This is a genomic window from Pseudoflavonifractor capillosus (assembly GCF_016902575.1).
GTDB lineage: Bacteria > Bacillota > Clostridia > Oscillospirales > Oscillospiraceae > Enterenecus > Enterenecus capillosus_A.
The window spans coordinates 1-19,838 of the sequence record NZ_JACSNZ010000006.1 but is presented as its reverse complement, the minus strand read 5'-3'; the positions used below and the strand labels follow the sequence as shown (position 1 = coordinate 19,838).

Below are 19,838 nucleotides of genomic sequence, written 5' to 3'. Positions count from 1 at the left end.
TGTAAATGTTACGAAAGAATTACCACCAGTTATTGACAAAACGACGAACAAAAAATAGGATAAATGTATAAAACATCCAATACAATCTGCGGATGAGAAAGAGTTTTGGTCAGAATGACAAGAAGGAGGGGGAGGTATATGCTTGTTCGTCACACACGGTCCCAGATCGCCTTTCTGCTGCGGCAGAAGGAGGCGGTGTTGACCTTCTGTGTGCTGCTGTTGCTGGTCCTGGCCAACTTTGTGGACAACTGCCAGGAATACCGGGGATTTGATGTAATGGCCCTGGCCCATACCACCAAGATGGGACTGCTGAGTTGGAACCGCATGACGTATAAGGCGGATTTAACCATGATTTTTATCCAACTCTATCCCCTGCTGGTGGTGTGTCCGGCGGGATTTATCCTGGCTAAGGAGCGGGCAACCCAGGAGCATATGCTCATGATCACCCGCATGGGCAGTGGGGTGTACTACTTCAGCAAGCTCCTCTCCGCCTTTGTGGTGACGGCGGTGGTGTTTACTCTGCCGTTTTTGGTGGAGATTGTTCTCCATGCAATCGCCTTTTCCACCAAACCCATGGGAGATTTGACAAACTGGGACTATTATAGTGAAGAGTACATAGAACTGGTGCGCGGTTATATGTTTTCGGATCTGTTTATCCACACCCCCTACGGATATGCCGTGGTGAAGGTGTTGCTGTTTGGCCTGTTCTCCGGGCTGATGGGGGTCTTCAGTGTGGCGGTGTCTGCGCTGTACCGGGTGAAATTCCGCATCACTGTATTTCTTCCCACCTTTCTCCTCCTCAATCTCAGTGTGTACGCCAAGGTCATTTTTGGGGAGATGGAGAAATCCATTGCCTGGTATAACTTTGTGATGCTCCACGAGGAAGCGGTGAAAAATATGACGGTGTTCCTAGTGACGCTGGCGTTGGTAATCATCGTGAGCGTAAGTGGCACTTTCTGGGCTGCCAGGAGGGATCAGCTATGAAGCTGCGGAGATATGGCCCATATGTGGTCATCGGTGTGGCGTGCGGCGTGCTGTTGAGTTTTTCGCGCATCAACCCTTACGGCGGACAGATCACGCTGCCAGAGCTGGTGTTCCAGCTTTCAGGTTCCCGGGGAGAGTTTGCCATGGGGCTTCATTACAGCGCTATGGTGGATTTCGGATTCCTGTTGCTCCCCATGTTTCTTTATCAGTTCTACGGAGGTATCCAGTTGTACCGCCAGTTCTGCGTGGCCAGTGTGTATGTGTTTTCCAGAACCACCAACCGGGTGAAGTGGTATTTCACCGAGCTGTGGGGACTGTGTAAGGGGCTTTTGGTGCTCCAGGTGTTTCTCCAGAGCGCCATCTTGTTGGTGGCTGTCCTGCGCTGGGACGTGGTGTGGACCACGGAGGGGTGGATTCTGCTGGGCGTCCATGTGCTTCTCTTTACCCTGTGGACCTTCGCCATGGCCATAGGGGTGAATCTGCTGGCATTGGTCTGGGGGAGCAGCACCGGATTTTTGGTGGTGTTTGCCCTCCAGTCTGCCATGCTGGCGGCTCTGTGCATGGGGCAGGGGGTGGAACCTCCCTCCCCCCTTTTGGATTGGCTGATGTTGTTGGACCCCGTGACCCGGCTGGTGCTGGGATGGCAGAGTGGTGGAATCTTTGGCTTGGAGGGTGTTCTGCCCGCAGCATACGGCCATGTGCTCAACTTGTCCGGCTCTCTGCTTCTGGTGGCGATGATGACGGCAGCTGTGGTGGTGTTGGGGCTGGTAGTGATTCAGAAAAAGGACATTCTGGTGTCCAACCTTGAAACGGGAGGGGTATAGGATGATTTTGACGGCGGAACACATCTCAAAGACCATTCGAGGCCGGGAGATTCTCAGTGATGTGAGCCTGGAGCTGCACAGCGGCCAGGTCTACGGCTTTGTGGGGCGCAACGGCTCGGGCAAGACCATGCTGTTTCGGGCTCTCTCCGGTCTCATGGGCCTCACCTCCGGCACGGTGCGGTGGGGAGACCAGGTGCTGAAACGGGACTTTGCAGTGCTGCCAAACCTGGGCATCGTGCTGGAGCACGTGGGACTCTACCCCAACCTGACCGGGCTGGAAAATCTGCGCTACCTGGCCAATATCCAAAAAAAGTGCACCCAGGCGGACCTGCGGGGGGTGCTGGAGCGGGTGGGGCTGGACCCCGACGATAAACGCACCTACGGGAAATACTCCCTGGGCATGAAGCAGCGTCTGGCCATTGCCCAGGCCATCATGGAAAAACCCGATGTGCTCATGCTGGACGAGCCCACCAATGCTCTGGACAGAGAGGCGGTGGCCCAGGTACGAGAGATCATCACCCAGGAAAAGGAACGGGGCGCTCTGGTGCTCCTGGCCAGCCACAACTATGAGGATATCCGCCTGCTCTCCGATAAGGTGTACCGACTGGCCAGTGGAAGGCTGAGAGAGGAGGGTGTGGGATGAAGATGCGGTGGGTGTTGCTGCCCATGGCAGCTCTGACGGTGGCGGCTGTTCTATATGGCGGATATACCAGGACCACCCTCACGGATTACACGTCTGGAGAGAACTGGAAGGATAATTTTACAATCGCATCTCTCCACAGCGGGAAAGGCGTGGAACGCTGTGAGGTCATGAGAGAATATTTACCTTTGGCCCCCAATATTCTGCGGGTGGAGGTGTTGGGCGACCTGGAAGTTCTACCTGGAGAGGCACAGCAAAAGGTCAAGGTGAAGCAGGTTTACGCTGGGGAAGACTTACAGGTGGGACAGGAGTTCTACCTATATGAAAGAGGGTGGAGCATCTCGTTTGTGGAGCCATATTCCATCGAGCGTGGATTTGTCAATGTAATGGATGTGGGCCGAGAGTACCTGGTGTTTGTGAGCAAAGAAATCGACACTTTGGATTCTTCGTTGCCGGTTTATCAGAGCTGCAGTGGAGTTGAGTCATCGACAGGGGAGTGGGTGCGATTTTCTTTGTCTCCGGTGTTCTGTTATGACCACATAGACAATGCGGTGGCGATCCCATCGGGAATCGGTGGAACGGCTCTGCCCTATGCCCAGGTCAAGGACAACGAATTTTTTGGGACCACCCCCGAAGTGGTGGAAGCCTGGGAGCAGCTGAAAGCGGAGATGCTCCAGAAATATCCCCGCTGACCCATTTCCCATACAACGACGAAAGCCCTGTACCATGCGGTACAGGGCTTTGAGTCATGGGTGTATGGAATTACACAGCACGGGTGACCTTGCCGGAACGGAGGCAGCGGGTGCACACATAGACGTGCTTGGGGGTGCCGTCCACCACAGCCTTCACGCGCTTGACGTTGGGCTTCCAGGGACGGTTGGAGCGGCGGTGGGAGTGAGAAACCTGGATGCCGAAGTTCACGCCCTTACCACAAAACTCACATTTGGCCATATCTACAAACCTCCTCGCTGGTTGGAATTGCATTCATACGATAACTACGATATCTTACCAGAAACTTTAGAGAAAATCAAGGGGCATTTTTGAAAAAGAAGTATTTTTTTCGATGGGGCTTTGTGATAGAATAAAATCACAAAATACAAGGAAAGGGCGTGAAACCATGGGGAAAGGGCCTACCATTGGTTTGGGCACCATCATTGACCAATTTCATCTGGAGGTATTGTACGGCCCGGCAGGCTACCGGGATCGCCAGATCGCCATTCAGGATGTGAACCGTCCTGGGTTGCAGATGACGGGATATTTTGACTACTTTGACCGGGAACGGATGCAGCTGCTGGGCCTGGTGGAGTGGTCTTATTTGCAGGAACTGACCAGTGCGGAGCGTACCGAGCGGTTTGACCAGCTGTTTTCCTATCACACCCCGGCAGTGATCATCGCCCGGGGGCTGGAGCCATATCCTGAGTGCGTAGAGTCTGCCAAGAAGTACGACCAGGTTCTGCTGCGCACCAAGGAGAACACCGCTGATATCATGAGTAACATGATTGCCTTTTTGCGGGTAGCCCTGTCTCCCACCATCACCCGCCACGGCGTGCTGGTGGAGGTGTACGGCGAAGGCGTACTGCTCACCGGCGAGTCCGGCGTGGGCAAAAGTGAGACCGCCATTGAGCTGGTCAAGCGTGGACACCGCCTCATTGCCGACGACGCTGTGGAGATCCGTCGGGGTTTCAATAACAGCTTGGTGGGCACCGCTCCCGAGCTAATCCGCCACTACATCGAGCTCAGAGGCATCGGCGTGGTGGATGTACGCCGCCTGTTCGGTATGTCAGCAGTCAAATTTGAAACCAGCATTGATATGCTGGTGAAGCTGGAAAACTGGCAGGACGGGGCCATGTATGACCGCCTGGGAGCGGATGAGTTCTTCACTGAGGTGATGGGTGTAGAGCTGCCTACCCTCACCATTCCCGTCAAGCCCGGGCGGAATCTGGCAGTCATCCTGGAGGTGGCGGCCATGAACAACCGTAACAAGAAGATGGGACATAATGCGGCGCTGGAATTTACCAGACAGATCGACGCACACATTGACAGCCAGGTTTCCGACCGATGAAACATAGCCTCCCGCCCCTTGGGGCGGGAGGCCGTTTTTTAGTCTTGCAATTTTTCATCGATAGGAGTACACTGACAGACATCCAGGCAGAGTAGGTGCGCACGTGTGGTTCTCCGCACAGGAGACAGTGCCGGCGGGACGGGGAGTTGTCCGCCGGACGAATAGCACGAGGGGGAGATGCTTCCTCCGAGGCTTGCAGTGTGCCCACCGCATCCCGCTGCCGCATAGCGGAGCTATTGTCCCTCCTTTGTGCGGCGTTCCCGTTTTTCGGGCTGCCGATGCAAAGGAGGTATTTTTATGGACAAAACAATGCCCCTGCAAAATGGGGCGCAGGCGGTGGAGTACATCCACTCCTTTTCCTGGCTGGGAAGCCGGCCGGGGCTTTCCCGTACCAGAGCGTTGCTCTCGGCGATGGGAAACCCGGAACAGCAGCTGCATTTTATCCACATTGTGGGCACCAACGGCAAGGGTTCTACGGCCGCCATGCTGGCCAGTGTGCTCACAGCGGCGGGCTACCGTACAGGGTTGTACACCTCTCCCTACATCCACCACTTTGAAGAACGGATGACGGTGGACGGGGAGGAGATCACTGGCGGGGAGCTGGCAGAGATCACCCAATGGGTGGGCACGATGGCCGACCGGATGGAGGAGCACCCCACGGAGTTTGAACTGGTGACCTGTGTGGCCCTGGAGTTTTACCGCCGCCGGGGCTGTGACATTGTGGTGCTGGAGGCGGGCATGGGGGGAAGACTGGACTCCACCAATGTGATCCCTGCCCCTGAAGCGGTGGTCATCACCAACATCGGCCTGGATCACACCGCCCAGCTGGGCAATACGGTGGAGGCCATTGCCGCTGAAAAGGCCGCCGTCATCAAGGACGGCTGCCCTGTTATCCTCTATGAGCAGACCGAGGGTGTGACCCGGGTGGTAAAGCAGGTCTGTGAGACCCAGGGGGCCACCCTTACCATCGCCCGGGCAGACAGGGTGGAGCTGGAGCGGGAGAGCCCCGAAGGCCAGTGGTGGAAGTGGAAGGGAGAGTCCCTCTTCGTGCCCATGCTGGGGGACAATCAACGCCACAATGGGGCCGTGGTGCTCCACACTCTGGAGGCCATTGCCCCCAAGTACCCGGTGCCTGCTCAGGCCCATCGGGAAGGACTGGCCCGGGTGCGCTGGCCGGGCCGCTTTGAGGTGCTCAGCCGCAACCCCTGGTTCGTGGTGGACGGGGGGCACAACCCCCAGTGCGCCGCCACGGTGGCGGAGAACTTGACCCGCTATTTCCCGGGAAAAGCCCCGGTGCTGCTTATGGGAGTGCTGGAGGACAAGGACCGGGCCGGGCTGTGTGAGCTGGTGGCCCCTTTGGCCCAGGCCTTTGTCACCATCACGCCCCCCAGCCCTCGGGCACTGGCCGCTGAAACTCTGGCCCAGGAACTGACGGCCTACGGAAAGCCGGCCTATGCTGCCGCCTCCATCCCCCAGGGGGTGGAGCGGGCCATGGAACTGGCTGGTGAGGATGGCTTGGTATGTGCCCTGGGTTCCCTGTATTCTGTGGGAGAGATTCGAACCTACATTTTGTCGAAAGAGGAAGATAAAAGATGAAAAAGAAAATTTCTGTTCTGATATTGGCTCAAGTGGCCATGCTGCTGGCCATGGAAGTGATTTTGTCCCGTTTTTTCTTCATCGCCACTCCGGTGACCAAGTTTAGTTTTGCCTTTGTGCCGCTGGCGGTGTGCGGTGCGCTCTTCGGCCCTGTGTACGGCGGCATTATGGGGGCTTTGGCGGACCTGTTGGGCGCCACCCTCTTTCCCATCGGCCCCTACTTCCCTGGCTATACCTTAAATAATGCCCTCCACGGTGTGGCTTTGGGCATGGCCCTGAAGGAGGGCCGGAGAACATGGTGGCAGCTGGCCCTGGCCCTGGTGTTTAACCATGTGGTGGTGGGCATTTTCCTGTCTGCTCTGTGGGGCCATATTCTCACCGGAAGCCCCTATTGGGCGGTGGTGGCTGCCCGGACCTTCCAAGCCGTGGTGATGGCCCCGGTGCAGTTCATCGTCATTCGCCTGATGATGCGCCCTGTGGAGAAGTATTCCGCGTTTGCCCAACGGTATCGTCTCATCTGAGGCTCTATTTCATAATGTATGCCATGTCCGCATACCTTCTCATGAAGGAGGTGTGCGGGCATGGCTTTTTTTGCCCAGGTGGGCACGATGCTCTGGAGCGGACCGCTGTTGGTGGGGTTTCTGGTGGTGGGGCTGTACTATTCCCTGCGTACAGGCTTCTTTCAGATTTTTGGGCTGCCCATGTGGTTCAAACACACGGTGGGCGCACTGTGGAGGAGACAGAAGCAGACACGGGAGGGAGTGACCCAGCTGCAAGCCCTGTCCACCGCTCTGGCAGCCACCATCGGTACAGGGTCGGTGGCGGGAGTGGCAGCTGCCATTTTCTTCGGCGGGCCGGGCACGGTGTTCTGGATGTGGATGTCCGCCCTGCTGGGGATGATGACCGGGTGCGCAGAGAAGATCCTGGCCATCCTGTACCGGGAGAAGGATGAAAAGGGTCAGTGGCGGGGCGGGCCGATGACCTATATTCAACAGGGGCTGAAGCTGCGGTGGCTGGGGTGCGTGTACGCTCTACTATGTGTGGCGGAGACCCTGGTGGGGGGGAACCTGGCCCAGGCCAATTCCATTGCCACCGCTTTGGAGCGGGCGGTGGGAGTCCCGCCCAAGGTGGTGGGGGTGGTGCTGGCAGTGGTGGTGTCGGTGGTTCTACTGGGCGGCATCCGCCGGGTGTCCCGACTCAGCCAGCTGCTGGTGCCGGTGATGGCGGGGGTTTTTCTGGTGGGCGGCGTGGGAGTCATCGCCGTCAACGCCCACAAGCTGCCCCTGGTGATGGAACAGATTATAAGCTATGCCTTTGCACCCAAAGCTGTGGTAGGGGGCTATTCCATGGGTCTTGCCCTGCGTTACGGTGTGGCCCGGGGGGTGTTTAGCAACGAGGCCGGGGTGGGAATGTCCGCCATGGCCCACGCCTGCGCCCAGGTGGAGCACCCAGGCAAGCAGGGGATGTGGGGCATCTTCGAGGTGTTCTTTGCCACCCTGGTCATTTGCACGGTGACATCCCTGGTCATCCTTACGTCTGGGGTGTATGACCCGCTGGCGGCCCAGGAGATGATAGCCGCCGGGGAGATTCCCCGGGAAATGCTGGGCAGCAATCTGGCCTGTGCCAGCTTTGCCACATTGTGGGGGAAAGCGGGGGAGTGGATGGTGACGGTGAGTTTGACCCTGTTTGCCTTCACCTCCCTGGTGGGAGCTGGGTACTACGGGCGGCGAGGTGTGGAGACCCTCACCCGATCTCGCTTTGTGCTGGGGGCGTACCATGTGGTATTCCCTGTGTGCGTGGTGGCGGGCGCTGTGGGAGACCTGGCTGCGGTATGGGAACTGGTGGATCTATGTAACGGCCTGTTGGCCATTCCCAACCTGGCGGCTCTGCTGCTCCTCTCGCCGGTGGTGCTTCGCACCCTGCGGGATTGGCTGGAGAAAAATAAAATGAAAAAGAATTGAAAAAGGTGTTGACATTGGCGGAGAATCTGGTATAATGACCTTCGTTGACTCGACAAGAGACCACATGGAGTGGTATCGAAGAGGTCATAACGAGCACGATTGGAAATCGTGTGACGGCCAAAAACCGTCCGAGGGTTCGAATCCCTCCCACTCCGCCAAAAATCCCGAACGCATTTGCGTTCGGGATTTTTACTTTTTCCCTATTCACTCTTCCCTTTGCACTGACACCTTTCTTATCCCCGGCAGCAGCAACGATTTCTTCGGTGCTGCTGCCTTTTTTGTTGCGCCCAGAGCGGCTTTTGTCGAAAAAAACCAATCGTTGTTTTTTTGTGTGCAAAACGCACAAAAACGGGAAAAACTGGTGGAAATTTGGGTAGCACGCTTGCAAAGGGTTGATATGAGTCGAGATGTTTGGTCAAAATGACGGAGAAAAAGGGTTGCAAAAGGGTTGAGAATGGGTTACAATACGGTTACAATTTGACAACAAATTGAAACAAGGAGCGATTGAATGAAAGTGAAAGTGACCAGCTTAATGCTGGCAACACTCATGGCTTGCACATTGATCCAGCCCACTCAAGCAGTCCAGCCCCTGGAAGCTGTGCCTGTGGTTCAGCAGGTAGGCGGTGTGGATGAGCTGTTGCAAGTTGTCTCTGCTGAGGCCACAGCTGCACGACAGGCCGCAGAGAATATCCAGCACCCCCAGGGCATCGGCCTGTATCTGGACAGCGTTGCGCTGTTGGAGGTACAGCGTGAGATGCGCAATGGTGTCTGCTACGTCGCCGTGGACTCCTTCCTGGCAGCGGCCCAGCCTCAGGCTGTGGTGACCCAGGTGGACGGCGGTATTTCTGTCTCCGCTTCCACCACCACCCAGACTCAGGAGGGCAGCGTGGAGGAGACTTTGGAGATGACGGTGTATCAGGGAGCCGCCTATGTGGTGGCCAACGACCGCTATCTTTACCTGCCCCAGGGTGTGGCGGACCTGGATGGCCACCTGGCCATTCCCGTGGACACCATGGCTAAGATCCTGAATCTGAATGTGGTTCGGGATGAGCAAACCGGGTATATCCGCCTGTACACCCAACAGGGTCAGGCGTATCTCACTGCCGGTAGTGCATACTACAACAGCGAAGATTTCTATTGGCTCTCCCGGATCATTTACGCCGAGAGCGGCAACCAACCCCTGGAGGGGAAGATCGCAGTGGGCAACGTGGTGATGAACCGTGTGGCCAGCTACAAGTTCCCCAATACTGTCACCGGGGTTATCTTCCAAAAGAACCAGTTCAGCCCCGCTGCCAGCGGATCCGTTTACCGGGATCCCAACTGGGACAGCCAGGTGGCAGCCAAACTGGTGCTGGACGGAGCGGTGGTGCTGGATAACGCTCTGTTCTTCAACCGGGCAGGCCTGGACTGCTATGCCTCCCGGAATCGAGCCTATGTGGCCACCATTGGTGCCCACGCCTTTTATGCCTAATGAGTGTTGCGTGCCCCCCAGAAATTGGGGGGCACAAATTTTTCGGAGAAAATGAAAAAAGGGGGTTGACTTTTGACGGAAACCTGTTATACTAACAAAGGCTCAAGCGAGCGACACAAAAACAACCAAACATAGCGGATTAGTGTAATGGTAGCACACCAGACTCTGACTCTGTTTGTGAGGGTTCGAATCCTTCATCCGCTGCCAAATGGACATGACCCAGGTCATGTCCATTTTCTTTTTCCTTCCGGAAAACCCACCTCTTGCCTGGGGAAAGGCAAAGTGATATAATAATTTGATAACATATGTGCCCAGGGGATAAACTTCCCCTGAGGGGCATACCTATGGACTGAGAAGAGAGAATACCACGGTGGTATTCGTTTCCTATGGCAAATTCCACCCATAAAGGAGAATGGTCATGAAGATTGTTGTATTGGCAGGGGGCCTGAGCCCCGAGCGGAATGTCTCGCTGTCCAGCGGCTGCAAAGTGTGTGCTGCGCTGCGGGAGCGGGGGCATCGTGTGGCCTTTGTGGATATGTTTCTGGGCACCCACGCCCCGGTGGACACCCTGTTTGACGCCCCCCTGGATGAGGAACTGACCCGGGTGGGCCGGGTGGCGCCTGATCTGGAGCAGGTGAAGGCCTCCCGCCCGGAGGGCGGGGCCAGTCAGTTCGGCCCCGGAGTGCTGGAGCTGTGCGCCCAGGCGGATGTGGTGTTTCTGGCCCTCCACGGGGCTTGCGGCGAGGACGGCCGGGTGCAGGCTGCCCTGGATCTCATGGGCATTCCCTATACCGGCTCCAACTACCTGGGCTCCGCCATCGCCATGGATAAGGACCTGACCAAGCGCATCGTGGCCCCTCTGGGTGTACAGACTCCCAAGTGGGAGCGGGTGGACTACACCGCCGTGGATATTCCCGGCCTGGTGGAGCGGCTGGAGGTGCCCTGTGTGGTGAAGCCCGTGGACTACGGCTCCTCCATCGGCGTGTCCATTCCCCGCACCAAGGAGGAACTGAAGGCTGCCTTGGAAGAGGGCCTGGCTCTGGGCGGCCGCTGCGTCATTGAGCAGTTTGTGTCCGGTCGGGAAATTCAGGTGGGGATTTTGGAGGGAAAGGCTCTGCCCTCCATTGAGATCATCCCCAAAGAAGGGTTCTATGACTACGAGAACAAGTACCAGCCCGGTGCAGCCGATGAGATCTGTCCCGCTCAGATTCCCCAGCAGTGGGAGCAGAAGCTGGCAGAGGCAGCCTTGAAGGTGTTCCACGGGGTGGGTCTGGCGGTGTACTCCCGGGCGGACTTCATTGTCACCCCCGACGGTACCCCCTGGTTTTTGGAGATCAACACCCTGCCTGGTATGACCCCCACCAGCCTGCTGCCCCAGGAGGCTGCTGTGGTGGGCATCGACTATGGCAGTCTGTGTGAGCGCATCATTGAGGCATCCCTGGAAGCCCGCAAGGCGGGACGTTGATGGGATACTGAAGGAGATGAAGAGATGGAAGCATTGACATTGGCCCAGGTTCTGGAGGCGGTGGGAGGAACCCTCATTGGCCCCCAGGCCGATTTGCACCAGACGGTGACGGAGGTCAGCACAGATAGCCGCAATGTGCCCCAGGGCTGTCTGTTCCTGCCCCTGGAAGGAGAGCGGTTTGACGGCCACTCCTTCATCAACAGCGCCCTGGAGCAGGGAGCGGCGGGGTGCCTCACCGCCCGGGAGCGGGAGAGCTATCTACCCGGAAAGTTCTACATCAAGGTGCGCTCCACCCGGCGGGCTTTGCGGGATCTGGCCCGTTACTACAAGGAGCTGTTCCCCATCCCCTTCGTGGCGGTGACCGGCTCGGTGGGCAAGACCACCACCAAGGACATGGTGGCGGCAGTGCTGAGCACCAAGTACAAGGTGCTGAAAACCGAGGGGAACTTCAATAACGACATCGGACTGCCTCTGACCTTGCTGCGCTTGGACGGCAGCTATGAGATCTGTGTGTTGGAGATGGGCATGGACCACGCCGGGGAGATCGACTACCTCAGCGAGCTGGTGGAACCGGACGTGGCCCTCATCACCAACGTGGGGGATTCTCACATTGAGAATCTGGGCAGCCGTGAGGCCATTTTCGCCGCCAAGTGTGAGATTTTCAACCACCTCAAGGTGGGTGGTACCGCCATCCTCAACGGAGACGATGCCATGCTGGCCACGCTGAAAGGAAAGCTGCCCCAGACCACCCTTATGGTGGGCAACGGGGAGGGGCTGGACTATACGGCCTATGACGTGGAAAGCGACGGTGTGGGGCACATCTCCTGTCAGGTGAAGACCCCCCACGGGAAGTTCCAGGCGGACATCCCCGCCCTGGGCGCCCACATGGTCTATCCCACCCTGATGGCCACGGCGGTGGGTGAGCTGTTTGGTATGGAGGCCGACCAGATCACCCGGGGCATCCGGGCATTTCTCCCCACCAAAATGCGGATGAATGTGGTCACCTGTCCCGGTGATGTGGTGATTTTGAACGACGCCTACAACGCCAACCCTCAGTCCATGCGGGCGGCTGCGGCAGTGCTGGGCGATGCCCGGGACCGCCGCCGTGTGGCCGTAGTGGGCGACATGAAGGAGCTGGGTCAGAACAGTGCCATGTTCCACCAGGCGGTGGGCGGCTACTTTGCCCAGGCCGGGGTGGAGCGGCTCATTGCCATTGGCGATCTGGCCAAGTACATGGCTCAGGGTGCGGTGCAGGCCGGCATGAGCCAGGAGCAGGTCTCCTATTTCCCCGACTTGGAGCAGGCCAAGGAGGCGCTGAGCCGGGAAATCCGGGCAGGGGTGACCATTTTGGTCAAGGCCTCCCGGTCTATGGCATTTGAGAAGATCGTAGAATATTTGACCGCCCAGACCCAGAAATAAGACTGGCTGAAGGGGCCGGTGGACGAGGAGAACGGAATGATTGACATACAGTTGACCGGCCTGGTCAAAGAATTTGAAGTGGGCAGAAAAATCCTGGACGGCTTCTCCCTCCAGGTAGATACCGGGGAGCGAGTGGGCCTTTTGGGCCGCAACGGCGCAGGCAAGACCACCATCTTCCGCATCATCACCGGCGAGGTGGAGGCGGACGAGGGCACTGTCACCATTGCCTCCGGCAAGCGGGTGGGGCTGATCTCTCAGATCCCGGTCTACCCCGAGGGGTACACCGTGGAGGATGTGTTGGACACGGCCTTTGAGCGGCTCCACGCCATGGAGCGGGAGCTGGGAGAGCTGGCCCAGCAGATGGGAGACCACCCCACCCAGAGTGTGATGGAGCGATACGACAAGCTCACTGCCGCCTTTGAGGCGGGGGGTGGCTATCACACCAAGACCCAGCTGAACAAGGTGTGCAACGGCCTGTCCATTGACCAGGATATGCGGGGTCGGCCCTTTTCCGCCCTGTCCGGCGGAGAGAAGACCCGCATCAACCTGGCCCGCCTCATTTTGGAGGACACCGACATTCTGCTGCTGGACGAGCCCACCAACCACCTGGATCTCAACGCCACGGAGTGGCTGGAGGAGTACCTGGAGCACTTTGCCGGCACGGTGCTGGCCATCTCCCACGACCGCTGGTTTTTGGACAAGGTGGTGCGCCGGGTGGTGGAGCTCCAGGAGGGCAAGGCGGAGCTGTATGCGGGCAACTACTCCTTCTATGTGGAGGAGAAGGAGCGGCGGTATCAGGAGCGGCTGCGCCAGTACGAAAAGGAGCAGGCCAAGATCGCCCAACTGGAGCAGGCCGCCCAGCAGATGCGCCTGTGGGCCTTCCAGGGCAACGACAAGCAGTATAAGCGTGCCATCAACATGGAAAAGCGTATTGAGCGCATGAACACCACCGCCAAGCCCACCCGGGAGAAGAAGATGACCACCCGGTTTGGGGAGCGGGAGTTTCACGGGGATGAGGCCATTGTGGTCACAGGGCTTTCCAAACGCTTTGGGGAGCGCACTTTGTTTTCCAATCTGAACCTGGAGGTGGCAGGTGGGGAGCGCATCGCCCTTCTGGGTGACAACGGCACGGGGAAATCCACCTTCCTGAAAATCCTCATGGAGGAGGAGTACCCCGACCAGGGCAGCATCTATTTAGGCCCCTCCATCCGGGTGGGGTATCTGCCCCAAATTATCCACTTTGACCACCCGGAGCGCAACCTGGTGGACACCATGCTGTATGCCCAGAACTGCACCACCCAGGAGGCGAGAGACCGGCTGGCCTCCTTCCGGTTCCGGGGGGACGACGTGTTCAAGCCTGTGTCCGCCCTGTCCGGCGGTGAGCAGTCCCGGCTGCGGCTGTGTATGCTCATGGACAGTAAGATCAATCTGCTGGTGCTGGATGAGCCCACCAACCACCTGGACATTGACTCCCGGGAGTGGATGGAGGAGGCGGTGTCGGAGTACGGGGGCAACCTGCTCTTTGTCTCCCACGACCGCTATTTTATCGAGAAGTTTGCTACCCGCATCTGGATGTTGGAGGACGGTGGAATTTTGGACTTCCGGGGCACCTACGGGGAGTTCCGGGCCTGGAGAGAGCGTCAGGCCCAGCTCAAGCAGGCCTCCAAGGCTCCGGCGGTGCCGGACAAGCCCAAGGCAGAGGAGAAGCCCCGCCGTTCCGGCGGCACCAAGGAGCTGGAAAAGCAGGTGCGAGCGGCGGAGCGGGCGGTGGAAAAGGCGGAGATTCGTCTGGACGAGCTGTCCGTGGAACTGGAGGCCGCTGCCAGCGATTATTTGAAGGCCCAGGAGCTGTATGAGGAGCGCAGCCGTCTGGAGGACGAGCTGGCCCACCTGTATACCCAGTGGGAGACCTTGGCTGCCCAGCTGGAAGAGGCCAAGGGGTGAGAATATGACGGATAAACTCAGAGGCATTGAGCTGCGCTACGGGGAGATCGAGGCCCGTCTGGCAGCCAACGAGACCTATAACGACCCGGATCTGGTGTCCCGGCTCAACAAAGAGCAGCGGGAGCTGGAGCCTCTGGTCACTGCCTACCGCAGTTGGTGTAAGGCGGGGGAGGATCTGAAGGGGGCAGAGGAACTGCTCTCCGACCCGGAGTTCAAGGACCTGGCCCAGGAGGAGCTGACTGCGGCCAAGGAGGAGCTGGAGCGGCTGGAGCTGCGCATCCGGGAGCTGCTGCTGCCCCGAGACCCCAACGACGATAAAAACGTGATTTTGGAGATCCGGGCCGGAGTGGGCGGGGAAGAGTCCGCCCTCTTTGCCCACTCCCTCACCCGCATGTACACCATGTATGCGGAAAAGCGGGGATGGCGGGTGGAGGTCAACAGCGCCAGCGAGACGGAATTGGGAGGCGTAAAAGATATCTCCCTGACCATCTCGGGGGATGGGGCCTACTCCCGGCTGAAATTTGAAAGCGGCGTGCACCGGGTGCAGCGGGTACCGGAGACGGAATCCGGAGGCCGGGTGCACACCTCCACCGCCACCGTGGCGGTGCTGCCGGAAATGGAGCAGGTGGATGTGCAGTTAAACCCTGCCGACGTGGAGATGCAGGTCTACCGGGCTTCCGGGGCTGGTGGACAGCACGTGAACAAGACATCCTCGGCGGTGCGCCTTATACACAGACCCACTGGGATCGTGGTGGAGTGCCAGCAGGAGCGCAGCCAGTTCCAGAACCGGGAGAAGGCCATGCGCATTTTGGCCTCCATGCTCTACGATCAGGAGCAGCAGCGCATCTCCGCCGAATACGGAGACCAGCGGCGCAGCCAGGTGGGCTCGGGCATGCGCAACGAGCGCATCCGCACCTATAATTTTCCCCAGGGGCGGCTCACGGAGCACCGCATTGGGCTGACCATTTACAAGCTGGATGCTGTGATGGACGGGGATCTGGACGAGATCATCGACGGCCTCATCACCGCAGACCGGGCCCAGCGGCTGAAAGAAGGAGAGGGCTAGAGCCATGTATACCCATGTGATTTTTGATTTGGACGGGACGCTGCTGAACACCATCGACGACCTGGCCAACGCCGGCAACTGGGTGTGTGCCCAGCGGGGCTGGCCCACCCACTCGGTGGAGGCCTACAAGACCAAGGTGGGCAACGGTATCCCCAAGCTGGTGGAGCGATTTGCGCCCCAGGGCACGTCTCAGCAGGAGCTGGACCAGGCCCTGGCACAGTTTATGGACTACTACGGCCAACACAAAGAGGACATGACCGCCCCCTACTGGGGAATGGCCCAAGTGTTGGACGCTTTGAAGCAAGCTGGGGTGGGTATTGGCGTGCTCACCAACAAGGCCCACGCTCTGGCGGGAGCGGTGGTGGAGCGGTACTATCCGGGGGTGTTTCCCTTCATCCAGGGGGCGCTGCCCCATGAGCCCACCAAGCCAGACCCCACCCTGCTCTATGCCCTTATGGAGCAGATGGGGGCCAAGAGAGAGACAACCCTTTTTGTAGGGGACAGTAACGTGGATATCCAGACGGGGAACAACGGCTCGCTGGACACCTGCGGGGTGCTGTGGGGCTTCCGCAGCCGTGCCGAGCTGGAGGCAGAAGGGGCCACCTACCTGGTTCAGCGGCCCGGACAGCTCCTCTCCCTGGTGCTGGGCAGGCCCGAGACCCAGACCCTGCCCCCTCATGAGGTGGAGCGGGCTGCCCGGCTGCTCTCTCAGGGTGAGCTGGTGGCAGTACCCACCGAGACGGTGTACGGTCTGGCCTCGGATGCGTACCTGGAGGAATCGGTGCGGGCCAACTACGAGGCCAAGGACCGCCCGGAGGAGAAGCCGTTGAATGTGCTGGTGGACGGCATGGACATGGTGGAAGGGGTGTGCCGGGACATTCCGACCGAGGCCTACACTCTGGCCCGGGCATTCTGGCCGGGGCCTCTGACCATGATTTTGTGGGGAAAGGGCAGTTTGCCCGCCGTTGTCCCCGCTGGAGGCGCCACCCAAGGGGTGCGCTGCCCTGACCACCCGGACACGCTGGGGGTCATCAAGGCTTTGGGCCACCCGCTGGCCTGCCCCTCGGCCAACATCTCCGGCTACCCCAGCCCCAAAGATGCAACCCAGGTGCTGGAGCAGCTGGACGGGCGCATTGGGGCGGTGCTGGACGGCGGGCCTTGTTCCGTGGGGGTCGAGTCCACCATTGTGGACCTGACCGTGCGGCCTTTCCGCATTCTCCGCCAGGGCGGACTGAGCCGGGAGGCCATTGAGCAGGCACTGGGCTGCCAGGTGACGGGATGAGCTTCACCATTGTGGGTCTTACCGGTCCGACGGGAGCGGGGAAGACCACGGTACTCCATGTGCTGGAGGAGATGGGGGCGGCGGTGCTGGACTGCGACGCCATCTACCATGACTTGACCCGATCCAGCCAGCCCATGCGGCAGGAGCTGGAGCAGCGGTTTGGCTCTGACATCTACGATTTGCAGGGGACACTCCAGCGCAAAGTGCTGGGGGCCAAGGTGTTCGGGGACCCCCAGGCCTTGGAGGAGCTCAATGCCATCACCCATCGCTACATCCACCTGGAGATTCAACATCGGCTGAACCAGGCCCGAGAGGCAGGCAAAGAGGTGGCGGTGGTGGATGCCATTGCCCTGATTGAAAGCGGCTTGGCAGACATCTGCCAGGTGACGGTGGCGGTGGTGGCTCAGCCGGAGACCCGGATCGGCCGCATCATGGCCCGGGACGGCATTGACGAGGGATATGCCCGAAAACGGGTGGAGGCCCAGAAGCCGGTGTCCTTTTTTGAGAGCCACTGTCAGTATACTTTACATAATGATGGAGACGACCCGGGGCAGCTCAAAGCAGAGGCCACGGCGTTGTTTGACCACATATTTCACAGATGAACATATAGGAGGTAATACCCATGGAAGAAAAAAGCAAGGGTAAGCTGCTCCGGGAGCAGCTGCTCAACCAGAAGAAGAACGGTTGGGACAAGGTGGACGAGGCCACCGAGCGGGCCATTTTTGACTACTGCGAGGGCTACAAGGTGTATCTGGATCGAGGCAAGACCGAGCGCACCTGTGTGGACTACACCGTGGAGCTCATTGAGGCTGCCGGCTTTGTGCCCCTGGAGCGGGGCATGGAGCTGCATCCCGGCATGAAGGTGTACCGGGTCAACCGGGGCCGTGGCATCAACCTGGCTGTCATCGGCTCTGCCCCCCTGGATCAGGGCGTGTCCATTGTGGCCGCTCACATTGATGCTCCCCGCCTGGACCTGAAGCCCACCCCCCTCTATGAGGACAGCGAGATCGCCTTCCTCAAGACCCACTACTATGGCGGCATCCGCAAGTATCAGTGGGTGACCATCCCCCTGGAGCTGCGGGGCGTGGTGGTGCTCAAGGACGGCTCTGTGGTGAACGTGTCCGTGGGCGGCAACCCCGGCGATCCCCGGTTCACCATCAACGACCTGCTGCCCCACCTGGGCGCTGACCAGTCCAAGAAGCCCCTGGGCGAGGCCATTCCCGCCGAGAGCCTGAACCTGGTGGTGGGCAGCCGTCCCCTGAAGGACGACGAGGGCGACGGCCGGGTGAAGCTGGCTGTGATGCAGATCCTCAATGAGAAGTACGGCATTACCGAGGCCGACTTCATCTCCGCTGAGATCGAGGCCGTCCCCGCCTTCAACGCCACCGATATCGGCTTTGACCGCACTCTGCTGGGCGCTTACGGCCACGACGACCGTGTGTGTGCCTACGCCGGTCTGAAGGCCATGCTGGACCTGGAGGGCACTCCCTGCCGTACCGCCGTGTGTGTGCTGGCTGACAAGGAGGAGATCGGCTCCGAGGGCGTGTCCGGCATGCAGTCCGCCTTCTTTGACACCTTTGTGGAGGACCTGTGCGACAGCCAGAATGTGCCTCTGCGGGCCTGCTATGAGAAGTCCTTCTGCCTGTCCTCCGATGTCACTGCCGCCTTTGACCCCAACTTCGCTGAGGTCTATGAGCGCAACAATTCCGCCTTCGTCAACTACGGCGTGGGGCTGAGCAAGTACACCGGTGCCCGTGGCAAGGGGGGCTGCTCCGACGCTGGCGCTGAGGCTGTGGGCTATGTCCGCCGCCTGCTGGATGACCGCAACGTGCTCTGGCAGATGGCTGAGCTGGGCAAGACCGACCAGGGCGGCGGCGGCACTGTGGCCTGCTACATGGCCAACCGCAACATTGACACCCTGGATGCCGGTGTGCCTGTGCTGTCCATGCACTCTCCCTTTGAGACTGTGTCCAAGCTGGACTGCTACATGACTTACGCAGCCTGCCGCGCTGTCTACGAAGGCTAAAGTTACTTGAAAAAGACACAAGTCTTTTTCAAGTAGGAGTTGCAGCCTGCTGCGCGCAAGATTTTGCCCACCAAGGGTGGGTAAAACTCACACTCGCAGGCTGAGAGGAGTTTTTCCCGATGCGCATGTCCCCGGGAAAAACGGATTCTGATGTTTCGCACCTGCGGGTGCGAACTCTGCGAGGCTTTTGTAGAAGTATAAAACACCCCCTTCCCGGAAAGACTATCCGGGAAGGGGGTGTTTTGTTTGAAAAAAGAGGACGGGGAAGGGCAGGCCCAGCCCATGGAGGGCCAGCAACAGCAGCTCACCGAGCTGGGCGCTTCCACGGTGAAGACAGGGGCTGGCACCATCCAAACCCTCACCATTATCGGACAGATCGAGGGGCACCAGGAGGCCCCGGAGGGGGCCAAAACCACCAAGTATGAGCACGTACTGCCCCTGCTCACGGCGGTGGAGGAGAGCGACGAGGTGGATGGTCTGCTCATTTTGCTCAACACCATGGGGGGCGACATCGAGGCGGGGCTGGCCATTGCGGAGATGATTGCCGGTATGTCCAAGCCCACGGTGTCCCTGGTGCTGGGGGGTGGGCACTCCATCGGAGTGCCCCTGGCGGTGTCAGCCAAGGAGTCCTTCATTGTGCCCTCCGGGGCCATGACCATCCACCCGGTGCGGCTCAACGGCATGGTCATTGGGGTCAGCCAGACCTTCCACTACTTTCAGCGGGTGCAGGAGCGCATTTTGGACTTCGTGACCCACAACAGTTCCATCACCCGGGATCGTCTGGAAAAGCTGATGCTCAATACCCAGGAGATGGCTGCCGACATGGGCAGCATCGTCTACGGACAGCAGGCGGTGGAGTTGGGGCTCATTGACCACCTGGGTGGGCTGTCCGATGCCATGGCCTGCCTGCGCAAGAGAATCAAAAAGTATAAGAAGAAGTAAAAAATCGCTCTGGAGCAATTCCAGAGCGATTCAGACTGTGGAAAAAAGTAAAAGTCATGCAAGAAGTCTTGACCATCTTGCATGGAGAAAAGCCCTCGGCAGAGTTTTCCCGCCCCCAGGCGGGAAAATAAATTGAAATCCTGTTTTTTCCGGGGA

General features: G+C 59.1%; 18 protein-coding genes, 2 tRNA genes and 1 riboswitch. Of the genes, 19 read left to right on the top strand and 1 reads right to left on the bottom strand.

The window, feature by feature from the left end:
- The first annotated feature begins 138 nt into the window (after nucleotides 1–138).
- From H9X86_RS03760 to H9X86_RS03745, 4 genes are read left to right on the top strand one after another with little or no spacing between them, the layout of a single operon-like run.
- Nucleotides 139–984 (top strand): hypothetical protein, encoded by an 846-nt coding sequence (locus H9X86_RS03760; RefSeq protein WP_204900246.1) that lies wholly within the window; start codon nucleotides 139–141, stop codon nucleotides 982–984.
- The gene (locus H9X86_RS03755) at nucleotides 981–1,808 is read left to right on the top strand and encodes a hypothetical protein (protein ID WP_204900245.1); all 828 of its coding nucleotides are present in this window, start codon (nucleotides 981–983) and stop codon (nucleotides 1,806–1,808) included. The genes H9X86_RS03760 and H9X86_RS03755 overlap by 4 nt, the downstream gene beginning before the upstream one ends.
- A 1-nt stretch (nucleotide 1,809) precedes the next feature.
- The gene (locus H9X86_RS03750; RefSeq protein ID WP_204900244.1) at nucleotides 1,810–2,451 is read left to right on the top strand and encodes an ABC transporter ATP-binding protein; all 642 of its coding nucleotides are present in this window, start codon (nucleotides 1,810–1,812) and stop codon (nucleotides 2,449–2,451) included.
- A complete protein-coding gene (locus H9X86_RS03745) occupies nucleotides 2,448–3,140 on the top strand; it encodes a hypothetical protein (RefSeq protein WP_204900243.1) in 693 nt (230 codons plus the stop codon). The genes H9X86_RS03750 and H9X86_RS03745 overlap by 4 nt, the downstream gene beginning before the upstream one ends.
- Before the next feature lie 70 nt (nucleotides 3,141–3,210).
- Here H9X86_RS03745 and rpmB read toward each other — a convergent pair whose 3' ends face one another.
- A complete protein-coding gene (gene rpmB, locus H9X86_RS03740) occupies nucleotides 3,211–3,399 on the bottom strand; it encodes a 50S ribosomal protein L28 (protein ID WP_087228945.1) in 189 nt (62 codons plus the stop codon).
- 166 nt (nucleotides 3,400–3,565) lie between these two features.
- Between rpmB and hprK the strand changes: the two genes are divergently transcribed.
- The 15 genes from hprK to H9X86_RS03665 all read left to right on the top strand — a co-directional run bounded on the left by hprK (nucleotide 3,566) and on the right by H9X86_RS03665 (nucleotide 19,682).
- Entirely contained in the window at nucleotides 3,566–4,510 is a 945-nt protein-coding gene (gene hprK, locus H9X86_RS03735) for an HPr(Ser) kinase/phosphatase (RefSeq protein WP_204900242.1), read from the top strand.
- A gap of 85 nt (nucleotides 4,511–4,595) precedes the next feature.
- A riboswitch (THF riboswitch) is annotated at nucleotides 4,596–4,732 on the top strand.
- 75 nt (nucleotides 4,733–4,807) lie between these two features.
- A complete protein-coding gene (locus tag H9X86_RS03730) occupies nucleotides 4,808–6,106 on the top strand; it encodes a bifunctional folylpolyglutamate synthase/dihydrofolate synthase (protein ID WP_204900241.1) in 1,299 nt (432 codons plus the stop codon).
- Nucleotides 6,103–6,627 (top strand): folate family ECF transporter S component, encoded by a 525-nt coding sequence (locus tag H9X86_RS03725; protein ID WP_204900240.1) that lies wholly within the window; start codon nucleotides 6,103–6,105, stop codon nucleotides 6,625–6,627. The genes H9X86_RS03730 and H9X86_RS03725 overlap by 4 nt, the downstream gene beginning before the upstream one ends.
- A gap of 60 nt (nucleotides 6,628–6,687) precedes the next feature.
- Nucleotides 6,688–8,067 (top strand): alanine/glycine:cation symporter family protein, encoded by a 1,380-nt coding sequence (locus H9X86_RS03720; RefSeq protein ID WP_204900239.1) that lies wholly within the window; start codon nucleotides 6,688–6,690, stop codon nucleotides 8,065–8,067.
- 66 nt (nucleotides 8,068–8,133) lie between these two features.
- Nucleotides 8,134–8,225, top strand: a tRNA-Ser gene (locus H9X86_RS03715).
- Nucleotides 8,226–8,575: 350 nt separating this feature from the next.
- Nucleotides 8,576–9,538: a cell wall hydrolase gene (locus H9X86_RS03710; protein WP_204900238.1), complete on the top strand. Its 963-nt coding sequence runs from the start codon at nucleotides 8,576–8,578 to the stop codon at nucleotides 9,536–9,538.
- Nucleotides 9,539–9,671: 133 nt separating this feature from the next.
- Nucleotides 9,672–9,745, top strand: a tRNA-Gln gene (locus tag H9X86_RS03705).
- Between the two features lie 211 nt (nucleotides 9,746–9,956).
- Nucleotides 9,957–11,003 (top strand): D-alanine--D-alanine ligase family protein, encoded by a 1,047-nt coding sequence (locus H9X86_RS03700; protein ID WP_204900237.1) that lies wholly within the window; start codon nucleotides 9,957–9,959, stop codon nucleotides 11,001–11,003.
- A gap of 24 nt (nucleotides 11,004–11,027) precedes the next feature.
- The gene (locus H9X86_RS03695) at nucleotides 11,028–12,422 is read left to right on the top strand and encodes a UDP-N-acetylmuramoyl-tripeptide--D-alanyl-D-alanine ligase (RefSeq protein WP_204900236.1); all 1,395 of its coding nucleotides are present in this window, start codon (nucleotides 11,028–11,030) and stop codon (nucleotides 12,420–12,422) included.
- 36 nt (nucleotides 12,423–12,458) lie between these two features.
- On the top strand, nucleotides 12,459–14,366 hold the full coding sequence (gene abc-f / locus H9X86_RS03690) for a ribosomal protection-like ABC-F family protein (protein ID WP_204900235.1): 1,908 nt from the start codon (nucleotides 12,459–12,461) through the stop codon (nucleotides 14,364–14,366).
- A gap of 4 nt (nucleotides 14,367–14,370) precedes the next feature.
- The gene (gene prfA, locus H9X86_RS03685; protein WP_204900234.1) at nucleotides 14,371–15,432 is read left to right on the top strand and encodes a peptide chain release factor 1; all 1,062 of its coding nucleotides are present in this window, start codon (nucleotides 14,371–14,373) and stop codon (nucleotides 15,430–15,432) included.
- Between the two features lie 4 nt (nucleotides 15,433–15,436).
- The gene (locus H9X86_RS03680; protein WP_204900233.1) at nucleotides 15,437–16,714 is read left to right on the top strand and encodes an L-threonylcarbamoyladenylate synthase; all 1,278 of its coding nucleotides are present in this window, start codon (nucleotides 15,437–15,439) and stop codon (nucleotides 16,712–16,714) included.
- On the top strand, nucleotides 16,711–17,316 hold the full coding sequence (gene coaE / locus H9X86_RS03675; RefSeq protein ID WP_204900232.1) for a dephospho-CoA kinase: 606 nt from the start codon (nucleotides 16,711–16,713) through the stop codon (nucleotides 17,314–17,316). The genes H9X86_RS03680 and coaE overlap by 4 nt, the downstream gene beginning before the upstream one ends.
- A gap of 20 nt (nucleotides 17,317–17,336) precedes the next feature.
- Complete coding sequence (locus H9X86_RS03670) at nucleotides 17,337–18,740, top strand: aminopeptidase (RefSeq protein ID WP_204900231.1); 1,404 nt, start codon at nucleotides 17,337–17,339, stop codon at nucleotides 18,738–18,740.
- Nucleotides 18,741–19,022: 282 nt separating this feature from the next.
- Nucleotides 19,023–19,682 (top strand): ClpP family protease, encoded by a 660-nt coding sequence (locus H9X86_RS03665; RefSeq protein WP_204900324.1) that lies wholly within the window; start codon nucleotides 19,023–19,025, stop codon nucleotides 19,680–19,682.
- Nucleotides 19,683–19,838 lie beyond the last annotated feature (156 nt).